At 42.4% G+C, this 23,959-nt stretch carries 24 protein-coding genes; 14 read left to right on the top strand and 10 right to left on the bottom strand.

Features of this window, described 5'->3' with window-relative positions; all coding sequences use genetic code 11:
• The first annotated feature begins 9 nt into the window (after positions 1-9).
• From cobQ to groL, 5 genes are all read left to right on the top strand, one after another.
• Entirely contained in the window at positions 10-1,497 is a 1,488-nt protein-coding gene (gene cobQ / locus VB715_RS08640; RefSeq protein ID WP_323300791.1) for a cobyric acid synthase CobQ, read from the top strand.
• Positions 1,498-1,515: 18 nt separating this feature from the next.
• Positions 1,516-1,755, top strand: a complete 240-nt coding sequence (locus VB715_RS08635; protein ID WP_323300790.1) for a 2Fe-2S iron-sulfur cluster-binding protein — start codon at positions 1,516-1,518, stop codon at positions 1,753-1,755.
• 153 nt (positions 1,756-1,908) lie between these two features.
• Complete coding sequence (gene cysE, locus VB715_RS08630; RefSeq protein ID WP_323300789.1) at positions 1,909-2,670, top strand: serine O-acetyltransferase; 762 nt, start codon at positions 1,909-1,911, stop codon at positions 2,668-2,670.
• A gap of 359 nt (positions 2,671-3,029) precedes the next feature.
• On the top strand, positions 3,030-3,341 hold the full coding sequence (groES, locus tag VB715_RS08625) for a co-chaperone GroES (protein WP_323292691.1): 312 nt from the start codon (positions 3,030-3,032) through the stop codon (positions 3,339-3,341).
• 78 nt (positions 3,342-3,419) lie between these two features.
• Entirely contained in the window at positions 3,420-5,042 is a 1,623-nt protein-coding gene (groL, locus tag VB715_RS08620; RefSeq protein ID WP_323300788.1) for a chaperonin GroEL, read from the top strand.
• 66 nt (positions 5,043-5,108) lie between these two features.
• Here the strand turns inward: groL and VB715_RS08615 are convergent, their stop codons facing one another.
• The 9 genes from VB715_RS08615 to VB715_RS08575 form a co-directional block, all read right to left on the bottom strand.
• Positions 5,109-6,461 carry a flavin monoamine oxidase family protein gene (locus VB715_RS08615; protein WP_323300787.1) on the bottom strand — a complete coding sequence of 451 codons (1,353 nt, stop codon included), beginning with the start codon at positions 6,459-6,461 and terminating at the stop codon, positions 5,109-5,111.
• Between the two features lie 51 nt (positions 6,462-6,512).
• The gene (gene ahr, locus VB715_RS08610; RefSeq protein WP_323300786.1) at positions 6,513-7,514 is read right to left on the bottom strand and encodes an NADPH-dependent aldehyde reductase Ahr; all 1,002 of its coding nucleotides are present in this window, start codon (positions 7,512-7,514) and stop codon (positions 6,513-6,515) included.
• Between the two features lie 121 nt (positions 7,515-7,635).
• Entirely contained in the window at positions 7,636-8,607 is a 972-nt protein-coding gene (locus VB715_RS08605; RefSeq protein WP_323300785.1) for a J domain-containing protein, read from the bottom strand.
• Positions 8,608-8,768: 161 nt separating this feature from the next.
• On the bottom strand, positions 8,769-10,274 hold the full coding sequence (locus VB715_RS08600) for a GMC family oxidoreductase (RefSeq protein WP_323300784.1): 1,506 nt from the start codon (positions 10,272-10,274) through the stop codon (positions 8,769-8,771).
• 229 nt (positions 10,275-10,503) lie between these two features.
• Positions 10,504-11,118, bottom strand: a complete 615-nt coding sequence (locus VB715_RS08595; protein WP_323300783.1) for a heme-copper oxidase subunit III — start codon at positions 11,116-11,118, stop codon at positions 10,504-10,506.
• A gap of 84 nt (positions 11,119-11,202) precedes the next feature.
• Positions 11,203-12,882, bottom strand: a complete 1,680-nt coding sequence (gene ctaD, locus VB715_RS08590) for a cytochrome c oxidase subunit I (RefSeq protein ID WP_323300782.1) — start codon at positions 12,880-12,882, stop codon at positions 11,203-11,205.
• Positions 12,883-12,893: 11 nt separating this feature from the next.
• Positions 12,894-13,775, bottom strand: coding sequence for a cytochrome c oxidase subunit II (locus VB715_RS08585; protein WP_323300903.1), 882 nt, complete (start codon positions 13,773-13,775; stop codon positions 12,894-12,896).
• Positions 13,776-13,788: 13 nt separating this feature from the next.
• Positions 13,789-14,403, bottom strand: coding sequence for a DUF2231 domain-containing protein (locus VB715_RS08580; RefSeq protein ID WP_323300781.1), 615 nt, complete (start codon positions 14,401-14,403; stop codon positions 13,789-13,791).
• Complete coding sequence (locus VB715_RS08575) at positions 14,403-14,903, bottom strand: DUF2231 domain-containing protein (RefSeq protein WP_323300780.1); 501 nt, start codon at positions 14,901-14,903, stop codon at positions 14,403-14,405. Before VB715_RS08575 ends, VB715_RS08580 begins: the two co-directional genes overlap by 1 nt.
• Positions 14,904-15,579: 676 nt before the next feature.
• Here VB715_RS08575 and VB715_RS08570 point away from each other — a divergent pair.
• The 7 genes from VB715_RS08570 to VB715_RS08540 all read left to right on the top strand — a co-directional run bounded on the left by VB715_RS08570 (position 15,580) and on the right by VB715_RS08540 (position 20,991).
• On the top strand, positions 15,580-16,950 hold the full coding sequence (locus VB715_RS08570; RefSeq protein ID WP_323300779.1) for an NAD(P)/FAD-dependent oxidoreductase: 1,371 nt from the start codon (positions 15,580-15,582) through the stop codon (positions 16,948-16,950).
• 344 nt (positions 16,951-17,294) lie between these two features.
• Positions 17,295-17,519 (top strand): DUF2949 domain-containing protein, encoded by a 225-nt coding sequence (locus VB715_RS08565; protein WP_323300778.1) that lies wholly within the window; start codon positions 17,295-17,297, stop codon positions 17,517-17,519.
• A gap of 58 nt (positions 17,520-17,577) precedes the next feature.
• Entirely contained in the window at positions 17,578-18,486 is a 909-nt protein-coding gene (locus VB715_RS08560; RefSeq protein ID WP_323300902.1) for an LD-carboxypeptidase, read from the top strand.
• Positions 18,487-18,542: 56 nt separating this feature from the next.
• Positions 18,543-18,902, top strand: coding sequence for a Rieske (2Fe-2S) protein (locus VB715_RS08555; RefSeq protein ID WP_323300777.1), 360 nt, complete (start codon positions 18,543-18,545; stop codon positions 18,900-18,902).
• Positions 18,903-18,982: 80 nt separating this feature from the next.
• Entirely contained in the window at positions 18,983-19,579 is a 597-nt protein-coding gene (locus VB715_RS08550; RefSeq protein WP_323300776.1) for an alpha/beta hydrolase, read from the top strand.
• A 32-nt stretch (positions 19,580-19,611) separates the two neighbouring features.
• The gene (locus VB715_RS08545) at positions 19,612-19,974 is read left to right on the top strand and encodes a VOC family protein (protein WP_323300775.1); all 363 of its coding nucleotides are present in this window, start codon (positions 19,612-19,614) and stop codon (positions 19,972-19,974) included.
• A 12-nt stretch (positions 19,975-19,986) separates the two neighbouring features.
• Complete coding sequence (locus tag VB715_RS08540; protein WP_323300774.1) at positions 19,987-20,991, top strand: zinc-dependent alcohol dehydrogenase family protein; 1,005 nt, start codon at positions 19,987-19,989, stop codon at positions 20,989-20,991.
• Here the strand turns inward: VB715_RS08540 and VB715_RS08535 are convergent.
• Positions 20,988-21,773 carry an RNA polymerase sigma factor SigF gene (locus VB715_RS08535; RefSeq protein ID WP_323300773.1) on the bottom strand — a complete coding sequence of 262 codons (786 nt, stop codon included), beginning with the start codon at positions 21,771-21,773 and terminating at the stop codon, positions 20,988-20,990. The two genes, VB715_RS08540 and VB715_RS08535, sit on opposite strands and share 4 nt — an antisense overlap.
• A gap of 370 nt (positions 21,774-22,143) precedes the next feature.
• Here VB715_RS08535 and VB715_RS08530 point away from each other — a divergent pair, with 370 nt between their 5' ends.
• Together VB715_RS08530 and VB715_RS08525 are read left to right on the top strand one after the other, a co-directional pair.
• Positions 22,144-22,872: a Bax inhibitor-1 family protein gene (locus VB715_RS08530; RefSeq protein ID WP_323300772.1), complete on the top strand. Its 729-nt coding sequence runs from the start codon at positions 22,144-22,146 to the stop codon at positions 22,870-22,872.
• Between the two features lie 122 nt (positions 22,873-22,994).
• Entirely contained in the window at positions 22,995-23,954 is a 960-nt protein-coding gene (locus VB715_RS08525) for a LysR family transcriptional regulator (protein ID WP_323300771.1), read from the top strand.
• Positions 23,955-23,959: the final 5 nt, after the last annotated feature.

Genomic DNA, 23,959 nt, shown 5'->3' with positions numbered 1-23,959 from the left:
TAATATTTAATGAAAGCAATGATGGTAGTGGGAACTACCTCCCACGCCGGAAAATCCTTTATTACTACTGCCATTTGTCGCATTTTAGCCCGTCAAGGCTGGCACGTCACCCCCTTTAAAGGGCAAAATATGGCTCTTAATGCTTATGTTACTGCTAATGGGGGGGAAATTGGTCATGCTCAAGCGGTACAAGCTTGGGCCGCGGGAATTACCCCTAGGGTAGAAATGAACCCCATTTTACTCAAACCCCAAGGAAATATGACCTCACAAGTGATTATGGGGGGAAAAGCAGTGGGAATAACCACCGCATCAGAGTATTATGAAAAGTATTTTGAAAAGGGATGGCAAACTATCACAAAATCCCTAGAACGTTTAGCAAGAGAATATGATTTTGTGGTTTGTGAAGGGGCAGGAAGTCCAGCAGAAATTAATCTCAAACATCGAGATTTAACGAATATGAGAATTGCTAAACATCTCAATGCTCCGACAATTTTAGTAGTAGATATTGATCGCGGGGGGGCTTTTGCTCATGTGGTGGGAACGTTACAATTATTAGATGAAGATGAACGAGCTTTAATTAAAGGGGTTGTGATTAATAAGTTTCGGGGACAGAAATCTCTATTAGATTCGGGGATTGAATGGTTAGAAAATTACACCGGAATTCCCGTATTAGGAGTCATTCCTTGGCGCGAGATGTTGTTTCCTGCCGAAGATTCTTTAGATTTATTAGATAGGCGAACCTCTCAAGGGCAAAAAGAACTTAACCTCAGTGTTTTACGTCTGCCTCACATCGCCAATTTTACAGATTTTGACCCCCTTGATGCTGAAAATACTGTTTCCATCAACTATCTCAATCTTAAGGATAATTTAGGTTATCCTGATGCGGTGATTATTCCAGGGTCAAAAACCACGATTAATGATTTAATTGCTCTTCATGAGAGTGGAATGGCCAAACAAATTCAAGATTATCTAGCAGCAGGAGGGGTTGTTTTTGGCATTTGTGGCGGATTTCAAATGTTAGGAGAAATGGTATTTGATCCCGATCAATTAGAAGGAAAAAATGAATCTTATCCTGGGTTAAATTTGCTGCCTTTAGAAACCATAATTACTCCTGATAAAATTGTTCGTCAGCGACAAACTTGTTCGGTTTATCCCTATCCAGGATTTCCTGTCACGGGTTACGAAATTCACCAAGGAATCACCCGTGCAGCGAAAAGATCCCAGAAACCGGCTAATACCATGATCCATGCTTTATTTGAAGATGCTAGTTTAGGTATTGTTAATGATAATCAGTCAGTTTGGGGTTGTTATTTACATGGGGTTTTTGATAACGGGGCCTGGCGAAGAACTTGGTTAAATTATTTGAGAAACCGACGAGGTTTGGGGTCTTTACCCACAGGAATTCCTAATCATAGAGAACAGCGAGAGGCTAATTTAGATAAGCTTGCTGATTTAGTTGAAGAGTTTTTGGACTTAACACCATTGTTAAATAGTTGATAGATTGAGGATGATTTTATGACGGTTCAAGTGCGATTCTTACCGGACGATATTACCATTGAAGCTGAAGCAGGGGAACCGATGTTAGAAGTAGCAAAACGGGCTGGAATTCTCATTCCGACAGGTTGTTTAATGGGGTCTTGCCATGCTTGTGAAGTAGAATTAGAAGATGGAACCCCTATTTGTGCTTGTATTAGTGCCATTCCAGCAGGAAGTAAATCTATCACTATTAATCTTTATACAGATTTAGGTTGGTAAGGGAAAAACTTTCTAGAAATTGCCCTGAAGCGATCGCTTGACAAAATACCTTTTTTATAGCCCCACAATAATCAACCATTTGGGTGAACCGTCGCCCTCCCCCAGTGATAAAATGAGGATAAGACGCACTTTTTGAACAGGGAATTCAGTTTGGTGTTATCATCCATCATCGCCGATTTTCGCATCATTTTTGAACGAGATCCCGCCGCCCGTAACTGGCTGGAGGTTCTTTTTTGCTATCCTGGACTACAAGCGATCGTACTCCATCGGTTCGCCCATCGGCTCTATAATTTTGGTGTTCCCTTTTTTCCCCGATTAGTTTCTCATATCGCACGGTTTCTGACGGGGATCGAAATTCATCCAGGGGCTAAAATCGGGAAAGGTGTTTTTATCGATCATGGTATGGGGGTGGTGATCGGTGAAACCGCAGAAGTGGGAGACTATAGCTTGATTTATCAAGGTGTTACCCTAGGGGGAACCGGAAAAGAAAGCGGAAAACGTCATCCAACGGTTGGCACAAATGTTGTTGTGGGAGCCGGAGCTAAAGTTCTTGGTAATCTTAATATTGGTAATAATGTTAGGATTGGGGCGGGTTCTGTCGTGCTGCGGGATGTTCCTTCGGATTGTACTGTGGTAGGAATTCCTGGCCGCATTGTTTATCAGTCTGGAGTCCGAGTTAACCCCCTAGAACATGGTAATCTGCCTGACTCAGAAGGGAAAGTTATTCGGTTACTATTAGATAGAATTGACGCATTAGAACAACAAGTTCAACAACTACAAGAAGATAGATTAAAAGAACGAGAATTAGTAGCCAGTAGAGGTTCTCAGTCAGCTTTAGAGAATGCCTATAATGCTAGTCAAATCTGTTATTTGAAAGATAAGGAAATTGAGGAGTTTTTAGGAGGCACGATGTAAGTAAGAAGTTAAAAGTTAAAAGTTAAAAATTAATTGCTTATTACTTAACTCTTGATTCTTTCTTTAACAACAAGAAATTTAGTGATGGCTTCCCAATGATTGCAAATACCCGTTGGTTAGCGGAATTTTGGCAACTTTGGGCAACAAATATAGAACAGTTAGAATTGACCACCATTTAGGGAAAACCTTGATTTAAGCTGACTTTAATAGAAAAATCTGCCCTAAGTTCGGGAACCCGTACCCTTATACCAGTTGCCAGGGGAGGCCTTATTTCGTTAAATTAGCACTCGGAAGGTGAGAGTGCTAATTTTTTTGAGACAGCCCTCAACTTCATCACCAAATCTTAGGAGGATTCGTTCATGGCAGCAATCAGCATTAATGTATCTACAGTTAAACCCCTTGGCGATCGCATTTTTGTAAAAGTAAGCCCCGCCGAAGAAAAAACAGCAGGCGGTATCTTACTACCCGATAACGCTCAAGAAAAGCCCCAAATTGGCGAAGTTGTCGCCGTCGGCCCTGGTAAACGCAACGATGACGGAACCAGATCTGCTTTAGATGTCAAAATCGGGGATAAAGTGCTTTACTCCAAATATGCTGGCACCGATGTCAAATTATCGGGAGAAGACTATGTATTACTGTCAGAAAAAGATATTTTAGCAGCCGTTGCCTAGGCAAATGAAGGCAACTCACTTCATTTATTGATTCCTAACAACTCATTTTTCAGGATCTACTTACAAGAGGCATAAACTATGGCTAAATTGATTGTCTACAACGAAGATGCACGTCGTGCATTAGAAAGAGGAATGGACATCCTCGCAGAAGCAGTGGCCGTTACCCTCGGACCCAAAGGTCGTAACGTTGTTCTAGAAAAGAAATTTGGTGCGCCCCAAATCATTAATGACGGGATCACCATTGCCAAAGAAATTGAATTAGAAGACCATATCGAAAATACCGGAGTTTCCTTAATCCGTCAAGCCGCTTCTAAAACCAACGATGTGGCCGGAGATGGAACCACCACAGCTACCGTCTTAGCTCACGCGATCGTTAAAGAAGGGTTACGCAACGTCGCAGCAGGTGCTAACCCCATTACCCTCAAACGAGGTATTGATAAAGCCACGGAATTTTTGGTGGAAAAAATAGCTGAACACGCCAAACCCGTTGAAGATTCCAAAGCGATCGCCCAAGTGGGTTCGATCTCTGCGGGAAATGACGAAGAAGTGGGCAAAATGATCGCTGATGCCATGGATAAAGTGGGCAAAGAAGGAGTCATCTCCCTCGAAGAAGGTAAGTCCATGTTTACCGAACTGGAAATCACCGAAGGAATGCGCTTTGATAAAGGCTATATTTCCCCCTACTTTGTCACTGATCCTGAACGCATGGAAGCAGTGTTTGAAGATCCTTGCATTTTGCTCACCGACAAAAAAATCAACCTGGTTCAAGACTTAGTGCCTGTATTAGAACAGGTTGCTCGTCAAGGCAAATCTTTAGTCATTATTGCTGAAGATATTGAAAAAGAAGCTTTAGCCACCTTAGTTGTTAACCGTTTACGGGGTGTCTTAAACGTCGCGGCGGTAAAAGCCCCTGGATTTGGCGATCGCCGTAAGCAAATGCTCGAAGATATTGCTGTTTTGACCGGTGGTACCGTCATCAGCGAAGATGCGGGCCTCAAGTTAGAAAATACCAAACTTGAGATGTTAGGGTCTGCCCGTCGGATTATTCTGACCAAAGACAATACCACTATTGTCGCCGAAGGTAACGAAGCGGGAGTTAAATCCCGTTGTGAGTTGATCCGTCGTCAAATGGAAGATACAGAGTCTTCTTATGATAAAGAGAAGCTACAAGAGCGTTTAGCTAAGTTATCCGGTGGGGTTGCAGTGATCAAAGTTGGTGCTGCCACTGAAACCGAAATGAAGGATCGCAAACTTCGTTTAGAAGATGCCATCAACGCCACAAAAGCGGCGGTTGAAGAAGGGATCGTCCCTGGTGGTGGTACAACCCTCGCTCACCTCACTCCTGTTCTAGAAGAGTGGGCTAAGGGCAACCTGGCCAATGAAGAGTTAACCGGTGCGTTAATTGTTTCCCGTGCTTTAACTGCCCCCTTAAAGCGTATTGCTGAAAATGCCGGTCAAAACGGTGCAGTTATTGCTGAACGGGTGAAAGAAAAAGAATTCAACGTCGGTTATGATGCGGCGACGGGCGAATTTGCTGATATGTTGGCGGCTGGTATCGTTGACCCCGCTAAAGTAACCCGTTCTGGGTTACAGAATGCCGCTTCTATTGCTGGCATGATTTTAACCACTGAATGTATTGTGGTTGATAAACCGGAGAAAGACAAAGCCCCCGCAGGTGGCGGTGGAGACTTTGACTATTAATTCTCGGTTAACCTAAACTGAGTAACACGCCCTGTCCTTTGAGGATGGGGCGTTTTTGGTTGACAATTAAAAACAATTAATGATTGCCTCTGCTGCTGATTCCCCAGTGCGTACTGCACCATCAAAAAAACCAGGCCAGCGATCGGCAATTTCTGTCCCTGCCCAGTAAATACGACCAACCGGAGCAGTGAGGGCTTCCCCATAGCTTGTCCATACTCCTGGGGGCATAAAGGCAGCATAACCACCGCCAACCCAAGGTTCCCCCGGCCAGTCAACTTCGTCGTAGGTAGCAGGGGATAAGGCTTCATTCCCAAAATACATGGCTAGGTCTGAAAGAACGGCAGATCGACGATTCTCTTCACTCATGACGTGCCAATCTTTATAGCGATCGCCCACCACAAAAGTGGCCAGTACCCCTACCCCTGTTTCTGGATCAGAACTATCCGCGCACAGTTCAATCCACTGACAATTTCCTAAACCAATACCTGCAAGCCCCTTCTCTCTCCAAAATGGACGGTCATAAGAGATGAGAAGTTTGGCACAGCAACCCATCGGAACCCTTTGGGTAAGTTGTTCCCGCAGAGATGGCATGGGAGGGTCATAGATAATCCGACCGGCCAGATGGGGTGGCATGGCAACAATTGCAAATTGCCCTGAGAATTGTCCTTTTGTGGTTTGTACTGTAATCCCTGTTGGACTTTGAGCAATGCCTACAACGGGTTCACCGAGACGAATTCCTTCACCCAATTCGGCCGCAATTTTTTCAGGAATTTGTCCCGCGCCACCATGCAGGAGTTCTGCTTCTGGATGTTCTGACTGTGGGGCGCAATGCTGTCCCCATAGAACGTGCAACAGGGATACTTGGTTTGGTTCTGAGGGGCCAAGATAGCCCACAGCACGGGCCATATAGGAAAAATACCAGTTTCCAAAAGGTGTATGAGTATTTTCTTCAATCCACTGAGTAAAGGTTTGACTATCTAGTTTTCGATTGTGATCATTTAGGGTGGGATGTCCTGGAGGAAATACTTTGGTCAGGGCCTCGAAACGTGCCCAAGCTTGCATCGCGTCGGCCCATTCTTCCTCCCTGACCCCTGGGGTTTCACCTTCAGGAAAGCCTTGGAAGAAACCATCAAACTCATAACGCTTTCCCTCAAAGATCAGCACTTTTTGTCCATCACCCGGAGAAGAGAAGCGACGAACGCCATATTCATCAAGGAGAGCGAGGAAACGATCTTGAGTCGGCCCGACCCATTGACCCCCTTTATCAATCCATTGGCCTGATGGTAAATATTGGCCATACATCCGACCACCTAAACGCTCTTGTGCTTCAATCACAAGAACGGTGTGACCTGCTCGGTATAGGTTGCGGGCGGCGATAAGTCCTGATAATCCGGCTCCGATAACAATACAGTCATACATGGTAGGGTTTTCCGTTCACATGGTTGTGTTTTGGGGATTAATTTGAGTTCTCTAGACTTTCAGCACTAACCGATATCGAGGTTGACCATTTTCTAATTTAGCGATCGCCTCATTTACTTGGTCTAAGGGGAAGACTTCGATCAGGGGTTCAATTTTATGGCGTGTGGCAAAGTCTAACATTTGGGCAATGGTGGTGGGACTGCCTAAAGGACTAGCTGAGACGGTTTTTTGTCCTAAAATTAAGGGGAAAATTTGCACAGATAAGGGGTTGGGAGTAACACCCACAAAATGCAGTCTTCCTTTCGGCCGTAGGGCGTTAATATAGCCATTCCAGTCGAGATCGGCGTTTACGGTTGAAAGAATGAAATCAAAGGAATTTTCCACCTCTTTTAAGGCGTTGTCGTTACGGGAATTGACAAAATGATTGGCCCCTAATTGTTTGGCTTCTGCTTCTTTGTCTGCACTACTGGAAAAAGCGGTTACATCACAACCCCAAGCATGGAGAAATTGAAGGGCCATGTGACCTAACCCCCCAATACCAATCACTCCCACGCGATCAGTTGATTTAATGCCACATTCCATAATCGGATTAAAAACCGTAATTCCGCCACAAAATAAAGGCCCTGCGGTTTCTAGATTGATTTCTGGTGGTAAGGGAAACACCCAACTGTAATGGGCCCGTACTTTGTCAGCAAACCCGCCATGACGACCAACAATCGTACTTTCGGCGGTTTGGCAAAGGTTTTGATCCCCCCCGACACACCATTCACAAGTAAGACAGGAACGGGAAAACCAGCCTAACCCTACTTTTTGACCAACAGAAACGGTTTTGACTCTATTGCCAACTGCCCCAATGGTTCCGACAACTTCATGACCAGGAACTAGGGGATATTGGCTCATTCCCCATTCATTATTGAGCATACTGAGGTCACTATGACAAATCCCACAGTATTCGACATTAATTTCGATTTCTTCTTCTCCTAAGAGGCCAGGATCATACTCAAAAGATTTTAATTGTCCACGAGCTTCATGGACTGCATAGGCTTTAATCACAGTTTTTACCTTGTTTGTTTGTTGTGAATTGTATCATTGAATTTTCTTGGTAATAGGTTAATGTTACGTTAAGGGTCTTCTCAATTATTAACTATCAATTATCAATGATTAATTATTAACTTTATTTTTTGAAAAAATTTTGAAGTGAATTCATCCGTTGTGCTTTCTTTTCCTGTCGTAATTGATATTCTTCATAAGCGGTATTAATCCGCGCTGTAATTTGATGAGCAAGGGGGTGTAAAGTGCGGTCAGGATGCCATAAACGCAGTAAATTTTTATAGGCTTTTTCTGCTTTTGTTGGGGGAGAAAATGTAGTAATTCCTAAAACTTTCCACCAAGGAGATGCTTCATCTAGTAAGATAGGATCAAGGGTTATTTTATTATCTACAAGTAAGAATTCTAAAGTATTCCAAGACATTTTATAACAGAAAGAATAAATAGCTTGTAAACGAGTTAACCCTAAACTTTTGCTCGTTTCTTGATGCCATTGTTTAAAGGCACAAAGATTATCCCAAGTCCAAAATGAATGATATTCTTCCCCTAAAGATTCTAAAACTCCTTTCACTAAAGAATGAGGCTCTTTTAAACTTAATAAATCGGATAATTCAGGGGAAAATTGATGAATTAAAGGGTCATTTTGCCACTGCCAATAATTAATCCCAGGTTTTCCCATTTGTTGACGATAAAATGAGAACCATCCTAATTCCCATACACAAGCTAAAGGGGTTGCGAAGGGGTAAAATTGCCCTTTTAAAGCAGTGGAGGGGACATCTTCTAATAAACAAGTTAAAGGAGTCATTAAGGGGGTTGCTAAAGGATAAAATTGTCCTTTTAAAGCAGTGGAGGGGGCATCTTCTAATAAACAGGTTAAAGGGGTAAGTAAAGGAGTTGCTAAAGGATAAAATTGTCCTTTTAAGTAATGTTTTGGGATATCTTCCAATAAACAGGCAAAAGGTTTATGTTGACCGTTCAAAACTGGAGTAGAAGAGGGGTGACTTTTGGCAACAGCAAATGTCCAACAAATCCCAAAAAATATTAATCCCAGTAATAAAAAGTTGAAGAAGGAATCATTAATAAAAGCTACCACTTCCATTATCAAACCCTTTAAAAATGCAGACAATAACAGAATATGCTTAGTGTACCATAAAGTTTTTGTCCTTATTCAGCAAGCCCTAAGTCGGGGCGAACGGTTCGCCCCGACAGAAGTCAGAATAAGCAGGGATACCATTGGTAGGGGTTTAATACCATTAAACCCTATTTGAGATGATCCCCAACTCGCAAGGCATTAGCAATAACAGTTAAAGCGGGGGGAACCCCTGCACTTGAGGGGAAGAAACTACTATCCACTACATAGAGGTTTTCGAGATCATGGGTGCGACAGTTAAGATCAAGAACAGAAGTATTAGGATCTTCCCCAAAGCGACAAGTTCCGCATTGGTTAGCAACAGTTTGTAGGGGAACTTCACCACGGGGATAAATCGCTAGTTTCTCAAAAACAGAACTTCCTAGCTTTTTTTCCCCCGCTTTGAGGACATCTATCCAACGATAAATCAGGCGATCGTGGGCCTCAATATTATTGGGTGTATAGTCAAGATAGAGTTTATCCCCTTGAACTCTAACCCGATTATTAGGATCAGGTAAAGTTTCTGTATACATCCACCAACCAATAGAACGTTGAGCTAACTGTTGGAGGCCAAACCCAGGCATTCCTTTCGCTAATACCGATAAAATGGGGGGAGACTCGGCAAAAATAATGTCTTGCAGTAGTCCTCCCGTATTCTCAATATGACCCATCGGATAAGGGAAATTTTCGTCACCCCAATAAAAGTCATTGACGCTAACACTACGCAAAAACTGACCAGAGTTAGGGGTAACACTGAGTTCCACCATGGCCGTTTGATGGTGTTTCATGAAATTACGTCCCACCTGATCGGAGCTATTAGCCAACCCCTTGGGATGTTTATGATTAGCTGATTTTAATAATAAGGCCGCTGAATTAATGGCACCACAGGCTAAAACGATAATATCCCCGAAAAAGAGATAAGATTGACCATTTATTTCTACTTCTACTGCTCTTACTGCTTTTCCAGAGGAATTAGTCAATAAACAGACCGCTTTTGCTAAAGTTTTTAGAGTAACATTAGGGTGTTTTAAAGCGGGGACAATGCCGAATACTTCCGAGTCTCCCGTGGGGTCATCTTCAGAACGGGTTAAACTGAGAGGTAGAGTGGTGGGATGTAACCCTTGTTTCGTGATTGCCTCAACAATTTTTTGGATGTGGGGTTCATTTTCGATGGCAGGTAAGGGATAATCAGCACTACGAGGGGGTTCAGTGGGATCATCTCCTGTTTGACCATGAACCATATATAAGCTTTCTGCTTCAGTATAATAGGGTTCAAAGTCCTTGTATTTTAGACCCCAAGCGGGGGAAATACCCTCTTGATGTTCTACTGCATCAAAATCTTTTTCTCGCATTCTCACCAAAGCTGCGCCGTAGATTTTGGTATTACCTCCTACGGCATAATTCGTCTGAGGAGAAAAGGTTTCACCATCCTTATCATACCAGCGTTCAGAAGCGCGATAACGTTCTTTTTTAAAGACATCAACGTTCGCTCTATTTTGCTCCTCTAATGGCATAAAATCCCCTCTTTCTAGGATGAGAATTTTTTTACCTGTGGGGGCCAATTTATTGGCTAAAGTGCCACCTCCGGCTCCTGTACCAACAATAATTACGTCATAATGTTGATCATCAATAATCATAATTGTCTCTACTTTTTTTTAGTTGATTTATGTTCAATGTGTTGGTTTGTAGTAAGCCCTTTAGGGCTGTTTTTTATAAGCTGTTGTGCATTTAAACCTCTTATTTTGAGATTTGGTACAGATGTTAAAACCCCCTCTCCCTGCTCCCTGCTCCCTGCTCCCATGCAGTCACAACAGGTCAATTAAATGCATGACAGCTTAGAGGGCTAAAGCCCTCACTACAAACCGTTTACTGCCAAAGATAAAGAAGGACAAATAAAATAATCCAAATGACATCAACAAAATGCCAAAAAAGAGAGGTTGCCATTATCCCAAAATGACCATTATCATAATTTCCTGGATAGAAAGAACGACCTAACATAATAGTTTGTAAGAGAATACCTGTGAAAACGTGTAACCCATGAAACCCTGTTAAGAGGTAAAACATTCCACCGAATACACCTGAAGTAAAGCCAAATTCAAGGCCATGCCATTCTATGGCTTGTCCCACCAAAAAATAACTTCCCATGGCAATCGTCGCTAAGAGGAATATACGAAAACCCCAGAGTTGACGACGTTCAAGGAACTGTTCTGCAATATAAATCACAAAACTACTAGAAACTAAAACCACCGTATTAATAGCAGGTTCTTTAATTTCGAGTCCCGTTACTCCAGCAGGTAGCCAATCAATAGTTGTGGTTTTATAAACAATATATCCTGTGAAAAAACTCAGGAAAATGATACTTTCTGAAAGGAGAAAAACAATAAAGGCAAATAAACTATTCCCTTCTGCATCATGTTCGTGGCCATGTCCATGTTCTCCGATCCCTTCCTGTAGCTGTTCTGACGAAATTGAACTATCCATTGCTATCTTCTCCGAACTATTAATGATTAAATTACTTGGATTTTTTTTAGGAGTAGAGACGTTTCAGGAAACGTCTCTACATCCTTACTCACTATGGCCGATAATTCCTTCGAGGTTACTTACCAAAGGGTCTGACTTACCATAGCCATAGGGTTCAGAAATAACCACAGGAAGATCTTCAAAATTCTCAATGGGGGGAGGAGATGACACTAACCACTCTAACCCAATGGCTCGCCAAGGGTTACTGGGTGCGATCGGTCCCTGTATCCAAGAACTCACCATATTAACAATAAAGGGCAATGTAGACATTCCTAACAAAAATGCCCCTAAACTCGCCACTACGTTCCAAAAGGTGTATTCAGGGTCATAAGAAGCTACCCGACGTAACATTCCTTGTAACCCTAAAGGGTGCATGGGTAAAAAGTTCAAATTAGTGCCAATAAAGGCTAACCAAAAATGAACTTGACCCCAACTTTCGTAATACATACGCCCTGTCATCTTGGGGAACCAATGATAAATGGCAGCATACATTCCCATTGTCACGGTTCCATACAAAACATAATGGAAATGCCCCACGACAAAATAGGTGTTATTGACATGAATATCCACAGGAACCGCCGATAACATAATTCCGGTGACACCTGCGAAAATAAACATGATCAACGCACCCAAGGCGAATAACATGGGGGTATTGAGTCGTAATTTACCGCCCCATATTGTTGCCACCCAAGCAAATACTTTAATGCCCGTGGGAACAGAGACACACATGGTGGATAACATAAATATCATTCTCATCCAACCAGGAGTCCCACTGGCATACATATGATGCACCCAAACTAACCCACTCACTCCCGCAATGATTAAAGAGGAAATAGCTACCACTTTGTAACCAAAGAGGGGTTTACGGGAATAGACGGGGAAGATTTCTGAGAAAATGCCAAAGATGGGCAGAATAATCACATAAACTGCCGGGTGAGAATAAAACCAGAATAGATGTTGAAAGAGAATGGGATTTCCACCCTTAGACGGGTCAAAAAAGCTGGTTCCGACGGTTAAATCAAACAGTAACATCACTGCCCCGGCGGTGAGGGCAGGAAGACCAAATAATTGAATAATTTGCGCGCTTAAAACCGTCCAAACAAAGGCCGGCATCCGAAAAAAGGTCATCCCAGGGGCCCGCATTTTGACAATAGTGGTGACAAAATTCACCGCCCCCATGATTGAGGATACCCCAGAAATCGCAACGGCTAAAATCCAGAGAAATTGCCCAGTAATTAACTGTCCCGTGGGATTTTGTAAACTAACAGGAGGATAAGACCACCAACCCGCTTGGGCCGAACCACTGGGGACAAAGAAACTCGCTATCATCAATACTCCCACTACGGGAACCATCCAAAAGGCGGCCGCATTGAGGCGAGGAAAGGCCATATCTTTGGCCCCGATCATAATGGGAACTAAATAATTGCTTAATCCTACTAACGAAGGAAATGTCCACAAAAACAGCATAATTGTGCCGTGCATGGTGAACATTCCGTTATAGAAGGTGCGATCGATTAAATCTGCTTCTGGAGTGATTAATTCTCCCCGAATGACCATCGCAAAGATGCCACCGACGAGAAAGAAGATAAAGGCAGTGACAAGGTATTGAATGCCAATGACTTTATGATCGGTACTAAAGCTAAAATACCGTCTCCAATCTCTGGCCGATAGATCTTGATAGCTTTCTGTAATAATGTTGGTATTTTTTACTTGACTGTCTGTCATGGGTTTTTGCCTTACGTTGGGTAATTCACTACGGGAGGGGCCGCCGGAACAACGGTAGGCCAGCCAGTTTTGCTAGTTTGTTGGGTATATTCAGACGCTGCCTGGTTATAGGCCGGTAAAGGTTGCCGTTTTTTGGCCTCAGATAACCAGTTTTCATAAGCTTCAGGGGACTCCACTACTACGTTGGCTTGCATCGTTGCAAAATAAGTCCCACTAAATTGAGAGTCTCTTAAACGATAGGTCCCTTCCCGAATCGGGGTAAATTCAAAGTCGGTGGTTTTGTTGGGAACAATGTCTTGTTTGAGGCGAAAGGCGGGAATATAAAAGCCGTGTAGCACATCTTCTGATTGTAGGGCTAGACGAATTCTTCGGTTAGCCGGAAGATGCAATTCTGTACTGGTAACGTTGCTACCAGGATAACGAAACACCCAGGCCCACTGTTTGGAGATCACCTCAATTTCTTCAATAGATTGTTCTTCAACGACAGTCGGGGTGTCTCCGTGACCCATCCCTAAGTGCATTACTTCCATGGGGCCACGAATGGCCATTTGTTGATAAATTTGGTAACTATAGCCAGCTAACCAAAACACCAACAGGATAGGAATGGCTGTCCAGACGATTTCTAGGGTGACATTGCCTTCAATATGGGGGCCATCACTAAAATCATATTTGGCCGCCCTCTGAAAGACGACTGAATAAATCATCACCCCTGTGATCCCTAAAAAGATAAAGGCTCCTATGGTCACCAGGAAGGCAAATAATTTGTCAATTAGGACAGACTCTGCCGAAGCTTGGGGGGGAAACCAAGAATAGGATACTTGTCCTATCCAAAGACTTATCCCTGTTAAGGCGATCGCATAAGCAATCAAAAATAGAATATTGCGAGGTTTCATCATTAATACCAGGTTAGGATTGTGAAGGTGGCAACAACTGGGCTTCTTGTCCTATTTTTAACAGTTGATCTGCTGTATTATGGACTCCGAATTCAGCCGCAATTTGCGCCCCTAAAGTGCCATGAAGGAACAAGAGAAATAACATAAAGATTCCCACCCCTAAATAACTCCACTGCACTTGGATGGTTCTTTCTTTGCGCCAGATATATCGTTGAAACCCACGCCAAATAGTCATGCCAACCATAAAAGCAAAGAGAAAGACTCCCCCCACTCCATGCCATAACATGGTAGTCATGGCATCAAGTCCCCAAGCACTTTTAATATCAGTGATGGGGTTAGCCAGCATCATCTCATAAAACCCAGCAGCGACGGTAAACACGGTAATAATTGAGGCAGCAAGGAGGTTATACCAACCCACATCAAAGAAATTTGACCGAATAGCTGGAATAGCAAAGATTTTGAACAGGGGTTTTTGGAACCCAAACATTGCTCCCAAAGTATCAAAAACAATGGCAATAATAAATAATCCCAAGGTTAAATGAACTAGGTTAGGATGAATGGGGATAGTATAGGGGAGTCCATTGGCACCAAGCTCGGCTTGTAATAAGTTAATCGCTTCAGGATTCATTATTGTAAAATCCCCTCCTTAATTGCTTCAACAACAGGGACGGTATGCAGTCCATAAACCCATACCAACTCGTCTCCGAGATACACTTGAACCCCAACAATGGCCACTAAAATTAGTCCCAGTCCCAGATAAGGAATGGGCAGATTTTCAGGGTTTCTTGAGCGAATGACATAACGCCACCCGGTAATACTCGCAATAAGTCCTGATAATGACCAACCAATCAGGGTATGAAGATTTAACACGGGTTGTACGACTTCGTAAGGTTGGGCTAACCCTGCTTCATATTGACCAAAAATAATGGCAACAAAGATAGAAGCAGTGGCAATTAACATATTCCACCAACTTACTTCATATAAACGGGGATTTTGAGTAAAATAACCAATAACATCGCATAAAAATGCAAACAAAACCATTGCAATTACGAAATGTACAACAATCGGATGAAGGGTGTCGGGATAAGGTAAATTGTGGTCGTTCAAAGGTGGAAGATAATTAAACATAATATTCTTTTGGGCAGATCTTCACCTGTCAATACATTTCTCAACTCTTTGGTTACAAATATATGTTATTTCTCAAAAAACCTTTGTATATTTTATGACTTTTTAATAAGTTTTCAAGAACTGTATATTTAATAGCTTTTTAATAATTATTTAAGATTAAATCATTAATTTAATATTTGAATAATGTTTATTTATTCAAGTTCTTTGTAGGGACAATTGATGAATTGTCCCTAGAGGTATCTTCCATAGAATTGAAGTATTACCCATTAATTATCAAGAGGCGATCGCTTCTCCTCAAACTATTGCCGCACAACCGAATAAAATTCTCAATAATCAATTAGATGAAAGCAAAATGGTTACTGCTGTTGCTCCCAGTTTGCGACATCAACAAACTTAAATAATAGCTTAATTCTCTGCAAGACCTTAGTGTAGGTCTTATTTTTTTATCAGATTTTTGCAAATTAAACAGTATTAATCTATACTTTAAAATCTTTCCAGATAAATTAAGCTGTTAAATAAGTAGAATTCTAGCCCTTAAAATCCCCAAAAATTCCCTCAAGCAAATTCACGATCCTTAGTGCGTCTTTTTCTGAATAACAAAGAAGATGTATTGATTTTGTTTGAGTATTAGTTGTCCTTAATTTCCCCAAGCCAAACCAAGGAAGAGAAAACACTTATGGTTAGTCAGAATAATAACACTGAACTTCATCATGTCGTCATTGTCGGTGGTGGTTTTGGAGGACTTTATGCCGCCCAAAAACTAGCTAAAGCCCCCGTCAAAGTCACCTTAATTGATAAACGTAACTTTCATGTTTTCCAACCTTTACTTTATCAAGTGGCAACGGGAGGTTTATCCCCTGCGGATATTTCTTCCCCATTACGCTCTCTTTTAAGTAAAAATAAAAACACTGAAGTGTTAATGGGAGAAGTTACCAGTATTGATCCCGAACGGCAAACCGTTACAATGCGTTACCGAGAACTTGAATATGACTCCCTCATTTTAGCCACAGGTGTCACCCATCAATACTTTGGCAATGACTGGGAAGATAAGGCCCCTGGCTTGAAAACCATTGAAAACGCCCAAGAAATTCGTCGGCGGATATTTATTGCTTTTGAAGCAGCAGAAAAAGAACCCAACCCCGAAAGAAGAAAAGACTGGTTAACCTTTGTGTTAGTCGGTGGGGGCCCGGCTGGAGTAGAATTAGCAGGAGCCTTAGCTGAATTAGCCCATGGCACCTTAAAAGAAGATTTCCGCAATATTGATACCTCCCAAGCAGAAATCATCCTCTTACAAAGTCCTAACTGTATTTTACCCGCTTATCCGCCCCATCTCTCCGCCAAAGCCCAAGCATCCTTAGAAAAATTAGGCGTAACTGTCAAAACAGGGGTCAGAGTAACCGATATTAAGGGTCAATTGGTTAGTTACCGTCAGGGTGAAACGGTAGAGCAAATTCGCGCCCGCACCATTCTCTGGACAGCAGGAATGAAAGCCTCTGCTATGGCTAATGTTTTAGCGGAATGTGCCGATGCTCAACTCGATAAAGCGGGACGAGTTATGGTGGAGCCTGATTTTAATCTAGCCAAGTACAAAAATATTTTTGTGATTGGAGATTTAGCCCATTATGCTGATAGCGAAGGCAACCTGTTACCTGGTATTGCTCCTGTAGCGATGCAAGAAGGGGAATATGTGGCCCGTTTTATTCGTAATGGATTGCAAAACCGTCCTTTAGCCCCGTTTAAGTATTTAGACTGGGGTAACTTGGCAGTTATTGGGAAACACCAAGCCGTTGTTGATATGGGTTGGCTCAAATTATCAGGTTTCCTTGCTTGGTTTGTCTGGTTATTTATCCATGTCTTCTACTTACTGGAATTCGACAACAAGCTAATTGTGATGATTCAGTGGGCTTGGAGTTACTTCACAGAAAGCAAGGGCGCACGTTTAATTACCACACCAGGACAAGACCCTGAAATCAAGCTGGAAGATGATCATGAGACGATTATTTACGAAGCATCGGTTCAAGCTCCCCATCGTCTAGAAGTTGGGTAGTTTACACCCATTTTAACTGCATTTTAGCAACTCAGAAGGGGCCGGTTGCAATCGCCTCTTCTGAGTTTTTTTTGAATATACAATTTCTTGTTTAATTTCATTGCTCTAAAAATTTCCTTAAAAATAGCTGACTTTCTCCAAAGGTAATCTAGAATCCGGTTGGTTGCCGTTTTTTATTCTTTCTTTGTGATTTAACTGGGTTTTTCAAAAAATGAGATCTGTCTTCGTGAAATTTCACCCAAATGGGTGAACCTTTATGGGGAGGTTGATTGATCCAGACTACCTTACACTGGTGTCTAAATCGAACGGGCTAGTAGAGCTTCGAGGTAGAGGAGGATAGTCCTATGAACAGCTTCGATAAACATCAACGATTTCTCCACTTCCTAAGGCAAGAACTAGATATTCCTGCGGAATCAATTGCCTTAGTACAGCGTCATCCTGAACTTCCCTACAGTTCCTTTCCCATGCTGCTGTGGCGTTATGGCTTGATTACTTTATCTCAATTAGAACGCATTTTTGATTGGTTAGACTATGGTTGGGTAAGTTCTAGTAAACAGCTTGAAAGTTAATTGTTATTTTGTGGTTTAATAAACAGAAAAATATCATAATTTTTAGAGAAAACGATTGATTAACCCCTGGAAAAAACCCCCTTTTCTTCAACCTGGAGATACAATACAAGTCATCGCACCTAGTGGCGCACTCAAAGAATTTACTGCCTTGGAAAAAGGCTTAGAAATTTGGCGATCGCAAGGTTATCAGGTAGAATTAGGCAACCAATGGAACGCCCATTATGGTTACTTAGGGGGAACGGATCAACAACGTCGAGACGCTTTACTACAAGCCTGGAAAAACCCTGAAGTGAAGGCCATTATTTGTACCAGAGGGGGTTATGGTAGTGCAAGGTTATTGGAAAATGGAGATTGGGAGGCAATTTTTGCGGAATTTCCGAAGTGGCTCGTTGGCTTTTCTGATATTACGGGATTACTCTGGAATTTAGCCAAAGTAGGGATTTCTAGCCTTCATGGCCCCGTCTTAACGACTTTAGCTCAAGAACCTGACTGGTCACTGCAAAGATTATTTAATTATCTCCAAGGGTATCCGTTGGACTCCTTGCAAGGTCAAGGGTGGGGAGGCGGTCAAGTCAAGGGACGGTTACTTCCTGCTAATTTAACCGTAGGGACACACCTCTTGGGAACCCCCCTACAACCCTCATTAGAGGGGGTCATATTAGCCCTAGAAGATGTAGGAGAAGTCCCCTATCGCATTGATCGTCAATTAACTCAGTGGCGGTTAATGGGTGCATTTCGGGGGGTGAAAGGTATTGCTTTAGGGCGGTTTAGTCGTTGCGATCGCCCCTCAGAAAGTTCCCGTTGGACAGTGGAAGATGTCTTGCGCGATCGCCTGGGAGATCTGGGCATTCCGGTGGTGTCTGAGTTACCCTTTGGTCATGATGGGGTTAATGCCTGTTTGCCTGTGGGGATTGAGGTACAATTAGATGGGGATCAGGGCTGTTTGGAATTTATCACAGAATGCTAAAAGGTTGAGCAAAAAATGTTAGAGTAACTTACATTATCAATGGGAAATTATTAACAATGAGTTGGACAAAAGTAATCGCGGCTGATACCCTTCCGACTGATTCTCGTCAAGTCGTAAAAGTTGGCAACTATAATTTATTATTACTCAATCATCAAGGACAATTATATGCAGTGAGTAATACTTGTCCTCACATGAAAATTTCGATGAAAAAAGGAAAAATTACTGATGATGGTGCCATTGTTTGCCCGATGCACCGTAGTTCATTTGACCTCAAAACCGGGGCAGTGAAAGAGTGGACACCTTGGCCTCCATTAGTGGGAAAAGCCCTAGGAATGATATCCCAAGAAAAAGCCTTACCTGTGTTTCCAATTAAAGCAGAAGAAGGCAGTATTTGGGTTGATTTGGCAGAAGTTTAAAATTAAATTGTAGAGAATATTAGTAAATTTTGAGTTAATTTTCTCTACAATGACCCTGAAAAACACCGGAAAAAAGACTTATGCTCTCCAAGACAGTTATGATTCACGGTGCCAAAATCCATTATTTAGAAGTTGGAAAGTCTCAGAATTTTCCGATATTATTACTTCATGGTGCGAGTTTTCAGGCAGAAACATGGCAAGAAATTGGAGTCTTAGAAGCCTTAGATAAAGCGGGATATTATGCGATCGCTGTTGATTTACCGAGTCATGGTAAATCTCAAAGTCTGTCGGGTTTTGAAAATAGTTTTCTCTTGAGCTTAATTGATAGTTTAAACCTTAAAGATCCCATTGTTGTTTCTCCTTCTATGAGTGGACGTTATAGCCTTCCTTTAGTGACTAAATATCCCGAAAAATTAGGAGGTTTTGTCGCAGTTGCTCCCGTTGGAATCACGAGATTTAAAGCGAAATTAACGGGTATTGAAATACCTACTTTAGCCATTTGGGGCAGTAATGATCGCACCGTTCCTGTTAGTTTAGCAGAAGAATTAGTTAAGGCTATGCCCAAGGCTCAAAAAGTAATTTTAAATAATGCCGGACACGCTTGTTATCTGCGAGCAACGAAACCATTTATAGAATATCTTTTAGGGTTTATTGAAAAAAATCATCAGAAAATGTAAAGATAAGTAAAGACTCAAGCGAAGGAGAAACAATGATGTCCGCAGAATTTAGACACGTCATGTTGATGGTCAAAGACATTCCGGCCACCGTAAAATTTTATAGTGAAGGCTTAGGACTCAAAGTCAAGATGTCCAGTCCAGGTTGGGCAGAATTAGATGCCAATGGGACAACCATTGCCCTACACGCCGCCTCAGAAAATCCCGAAGCCGGATATTCACCCATTCTCAGTTTTCATGTAGATGATGTGATGAGTCTGCTGTCAAAATTAGAAGAAATGGGCGCAAAACTAGAAGGAAGAGTGAGGGAACCCTCCTTTGGCAAAGTTGCGGCGGTACGGACTCCTGATGGACATTTGTTAAGTTTACTGCAACCTGCTGCTGTTGCTGCTAAATAATCGAACAAAATTATGAAAGCAGTAATCATGACGACACCAGGAAACCCTGATGTCCTAACCCTTACAGAGATCCCGATCCCTCAGATCACTACCACCACCGAAATTCTCGTTAAACTCAAAGCAGCAGGAATTAACCCCATTGACACCAAGTTGCGACAACGAGGGACATTTTACCCTGATGCTATGCCCGCTATTTTGGGCTGTGATGGGGCAGGAATTGTCGAAAAGGTTGGAGCAGAGGTCAAGGGATTTAAACCAGGGGATGAGGTCTATTTTTGTGCCGGAGGACTGGGAAAAGCAGGAACCGGAAACTATGGCGAATATGCCGTTGTTGAAGAAAAATTAGTGGCCTTAAAACCAACAACCCTTTCCTTTGCGGAAGCGGCGGCGGCCCCCTTGGTTTTAATTACCGTTTGGGAAGCCTTGTTTGATCGCGGTAGATTAGAAAAGGGGCAAACCGTTCTGATTCATGGTGGGGCCGGAGGTGTCGGTCATGTAGCCATTCAATTAGCCAAGCTTAAAGGGGCCCAAGTCTCTACTACCGTCGGAACCACCGATAAAGCCAGATTAGTGCGTCAATTGGGGGCCGATGAGCCAATTTTGTATAAACAAACCGACTTTGTACAAGCTGTTTTAACTTGGACTCAGGGAGAAGGGGTTGATCTCGCCTTTGACACGATTGGCGGCCAAACCTTTTTTGATACTTGTGGGGCCGTTAAAGTCTACGGTGATCTGGTGACAATTTTACAACCCGATCAGGCGATCGGTGATTTAAAAGTTGCCCGCAATCGGAATTTACGGCTGAGCTTAGAATTGATGTTAACGCCCGCTTTGATGGGATTAGAGCAGGCCCAAAGACATCAAACTGGGATTCTAGAACAATGTGCCACATTAATTGATGAGGGTAAATTAAACATTCATCTCAGTCAAACCTTTCCCTTAGAAGAAGCGACTAATGCCCATAAAGCTTTAGAAACAGGCTCAACAACCGGAAAAATTGCCTTATTGATAGCTTAAGCTACTTGGGGTTCTAATAAGGCACTTAACTGTTGAATGCCCTTTTGTAAATGACGGGTAACTGTCATGGGACTCATCCCAATTTGTTTGGCCGCTTCTTTGCGGGGTAACTCCCGTAAAAACACACATTCAATCGCCGCTTTGGTTTTTTCTTCCAACTGGCTCATAGCTCGTTGTAATTGTAAGCGATCTTCTTCCAGTTTTTGTTTGGCTTGATATTCGTGATCAGGTAAGGTTTCCCCAAAGCTGATGGAACAATCCACATTTTGGCTAACCGTAGCATCTAAACTCACTAAAAGACGGTTTTGTAGGGCCAGTTGGCATTCGTTCCATTCTGCTAAGGGTACACCTAAGGCCTCAGCTAATTCGAGATCTATCGGGGGTCTACCTAAACTGGCGGTTAATTGTTTCCGTAGTTTCTTGGCGCGATTGTAAAGTTCTTGCCAACGTCTGGGAATTCTCATGACACTTCCTTTATCCCGCAGATAGTGAAGCATTTCACCGCGAATGTAAGGAATGGCAAAGGAGCTAAAGGCACATCCTTGTTGGGGATTAAACCTTTCAATGGCGCGAATTAGTCCCAAATAGCCAATCTGCTCTAAATCTTCGTAGGGTTCAGAACACTGCCGACTGATGCGGTGGGCCACTTGACGTACTAAACCTAAATTATGCTCGACTAAACGATTACGCAGTTCTAGAGAAGGATTACGCGCATAAGCACTGAGAAGCTCTAGATTATGTAAGTTATTTTTCTGAGAAGATTTACTATACTGAGTCGTCATGATCTTACATCCATAATAAGGTTTTATTAAATCGCCAAGTCACTAAGGAATGTTCTCTACATCTCCTTATTGTCCTTCTCAGAGAAATTCCCTACTATCGGCATTATACGGAAATCTCTCAGACCTCTATTTTCTAACTCCGAGTAAATACGCAAATTGGCCAAGGGTACTTTACCAAGGGTTAATCTGAAATGAACCAAAAAACTTATGGGTTGATGGGTGGCATTCATGTCTAATCCCTAAAACTTAACCCCTATCTTCCCTATCCCCGACTTATTCGGTATTCTTGACTAGCTATTTGCTCTCAATTTCAGCTATAAAACTTAAGTAATCCTTCACGTGATTTATCGAATCAGTAGAGATTAAGGTTATGAGCAATACCAGCAACTTTCGTCAAGCGATGCGTGAAGTCCAAGGTCAACAGTTGGTTGGCCCAAACGTCATCGCCAATGCTTTACCCTTCGTTGGGGGTGGATTAGTTTTAACTGCTGTAGGAACCTATGGGGGATTAGGAATTATCCAATCCAATCCGGGTTTGTTTTTCCCCAGTTTCTTCGTAGCTATTGTTTTACAGTTAGTTCTCTTCTTTGTAGCCCAAAATGTTGCGAGAAACGGTAATAATAGCACCGCATTACCCCTACTCACGCTCTATAGTCTACTAACGGGATATACCCTCACGGGTCTTGTTTATGTAGCCCTCGGTACTCAAAATGTGGGTATTCAAGGGATTGCGATCGCTGCTTTGGGTTGTGGTATCACTTTTATTGTGGCCCGCAGTGTGGGATCGAATTTGTCTGAAGAAGATGGTATGGCCCTAACCAAAACTATTGGATTAGGTATTATTGCCCTGTGTGTGGTGGTATTCGGCCAGTTTATTTTGGCGATGTTTGGTGTTTTTACCCCCACTTGGTTAGAAATTGCCATTTCTGGGTTAGGTGTCTTTCTGTTTGCGGGCGCAGCGGTGGTAGATTTTTACATTCTTCCCCGTACTTACCGTAATGATCAGTATCTTTCTGCTGCTTTGTCGATGTATCTGACTTACATCAATTTATTTATCTTTATTTTAAGATTACTGATTGCGATTAATGGTCGTGATTAGGTGAGAAACTACCCCAACTTATTAGACAGAAGTTGGGGTTTTCTTTTGCTGTATCAATTTCTACCAAAGTTGGCAACCAAATCCGTTATGGTTGAAGATATAGGATTTAAACAGCCCCATCAATGCGAATTGAGCAGTTACAGGCATTTTTAGCGATCGCAGAAACGGGAAATTTTGGACAGGCAGCGAATCAGTGTGGGATTACCCAATCTACCATCAGCCGACAAATTCAAGCCCTAGAAGCTGCTTTAGGGACATTATTGTTTCATCGCTCAACTCAAGCTAAACTAACGGTCGCAGGGGACAAATTGCTGCCACGGGCCCGCAAGATTTGCCAAGAATGGGCTACTGTTACGCAAGAAATTATTGATTTACAGGCCGGAAGACAACCAGATTTATGTGTTGCTGCCATTCATTCTGTCTGTTCTCACTTTTTACCGCCAATTTTACAACAATTTTGCCAAAATTATCCTAACGTACAGTTGCGGGTGACTGCCTTGGGAAGCGATCGCGCTTTAAAGGTTTTACGGGATGGGTTGGTGGATATTGCTATTGTCATGAATAATCGTTTTTTGACGACTAGCCCCGAAATGAGCGTCAGTTTATTATATGAGGAAAATATCGAAGTTTTAATGGCAGCAAATCATCCCTTAACTGCCTATAAAACTATCCCTCACATAGAATTAAGTAAATATCCTCAAGTGATGTTTAAAGATGGCTATGGAATGCAAAGACTCTTACAAGAATGGTTTGCTCATCAAAATTTAACCATTAATGCGGTGATGGAATTAAATACCTTAGATGCTTTTCGTGGGGTGGTAAGACAAGGGGAAATTATTGCGTTATTGCCAGAAACTGCCTTAATAGAAACTCGTCAAGATAACAGTTTGGCTGTCCGTTCTTTAAGTCCTATTCTTGATATTTCAACTGAAAAACCTACAGTCAATTTAACCCGTCAAGTGGTCTTAGTTACCACCAGCGATCGCTTAACCATTCCTCCCATTGCTCATTTTTGTGATCTGGTTCGTCAGGGGGTTAATCTCCTCAATGAAGAAACCATCCACAAGTCTCTTTCTGCGTGAAGTAC

Origin of the sequence: Crocosphaera sp. UHCC 0190 (assembly GCF_034932065.1) — a bacterium.
Classification (GTDB): Bacteria; Cyanobacteriota; Cyanobacteriia; order Cyanobacteriales; family Microcystaceae; genus UHCC-0190.
This window is presented reverse-complemented; position numbering and strand designations above follow the sequence as displayed.

Coding starts and splice junctions, on each gene's coding strand:
- groES (WP_323292691.1), top strand. CDS start 3,030: ATGGCAGCAATCAGCATTAATGTATCTACAGTTAAACCCCTTGGCGAT.
- VB715_RS08585 (WP_323300903.1), bottom strand. CDS start 13,775: ATGAAACCTCGCAATATTCTATTTTTGATTGCTTATGCGATCGCCTTA.
- groL (WP_323300788.1), top strand. CDS start 3,420: ATGGCTAAATTGATTGTCTACAACGAAGATGCACGTCGTGCATTAGAA.
- VB715_RS08575 (WP_323300780.1), bottom strand. CDS start 14,903: ATGTTTAATTATCTTCCACCTTTGAACGACCACAATTTACCTTATCCC.
- VB715_RS08605 (WP_323300785.1), bottom strand. CDS start 8,607: ATGGAAGTGGTAGCTTTTATTAATGATTCCTTCTTCAACTTTTTATTA.
- VB715_RS08540 (WP_323300774.1), top strand. CDS start 19,987: ATGAAAGCAGTAATCATGACGACACCAGGAAACCCTGATGTCCTAACC.
- VB715_RS08615 (WP_323300787.1), bottom strand. CDS start 6,461: ATGTATGACTGTATTGTTATCGGAGCCGGATTATCAGGACTTATCGCC.
- VB715_RS08580 (WP_323300781.1), bottom strand. CDS start 14,403: ATGAATCCTGAAGCGATTAACTTATTACAAGCCGAGCTTGGTGCCAAT.
- VB715_RS08550 (WP_323300776.1), top strand. CDS start 18,983: ATGCTCTCCAAGACAGTTATGATTCACGGTGCCAAAATCCATTATTTA.
- ctaD (WP_323300782.1), bottom strand. CDS start 12,882: ATGACAGACAGTCAAGTAAAAAATACCAACATTATTACAGAAAGCTAT.
- cobQ (WP_323300791.1), top strand. CDS start 10: ATGAAAGCAATGATGGTAGTGGGAACTACCTCCCACGCCGGAAAATCC.
- VB715_RS08565 (WP_323300778.1), top strand. CDS start 17,295: ATGAACAGCTTCGATAAACATCAACGATTTCTCCACTTCCTAAGGCAA.
- VB715_RS08525 (WP_323300771.1), top strand. CDS start 22,995: ATGCGAATTGAGCAGTTACAGGCATTTTTAGCGATCGCAGAAACGGGA.
- VB715_RS08535 (WP_323300773.1), bottom strand. CDS start 21,773: ATGACGACTCAGTATAGTAAATCTTCTCAGAAAAATAACTTACATAAT.
- VB715_RS08635 (WP_323300790.1), top strand. CDS start 1,516: ATGACGGTTCAAGTGCGATTCTTACCGGACGATATTACCATTGAAGCT.
- VB715_RS08595 (WP_323300783.1), bottom strand. CDS start 11,118: ATGGATAGTTCAATTTCGTCAGAACAGCTACAGGAAGGGATCGGAGAA.
- VB715_RS08600 (WP_323300784.1), bottom strand. CDS start 10,274: ATGATTATTGATGATCAACATTATGACGTAATTATTGTTGGTACAGGA.
- VB715_RS08530 (WP_323300772.1), top strand. CDS start 22,144: ATGAGCAATACCAGCAACTTTCGTCAAGCGATGCGTGAAGTCCAAGGT.
- VB715_RS08555 (WP_323300777.1), top strand. CDS start 18,543: ATGAGTTGGACAAAAGTAATCGCGGCTGATACCCTTCCGACTGATTCT.
- VB715_RS08570 (WP_323300779.1), top strand. CDS start 15,580: ATGGTTAGTCAGAATAATAACACTGAACTTCATCATGTCGTCATTGTC.
- VB715_RS08545 (WP_323300775.1), top strand. CDS start 19,612: ATGATGTCCGCAGAATTTAGACACGTCATGTTGATGGTCAAAGACATT.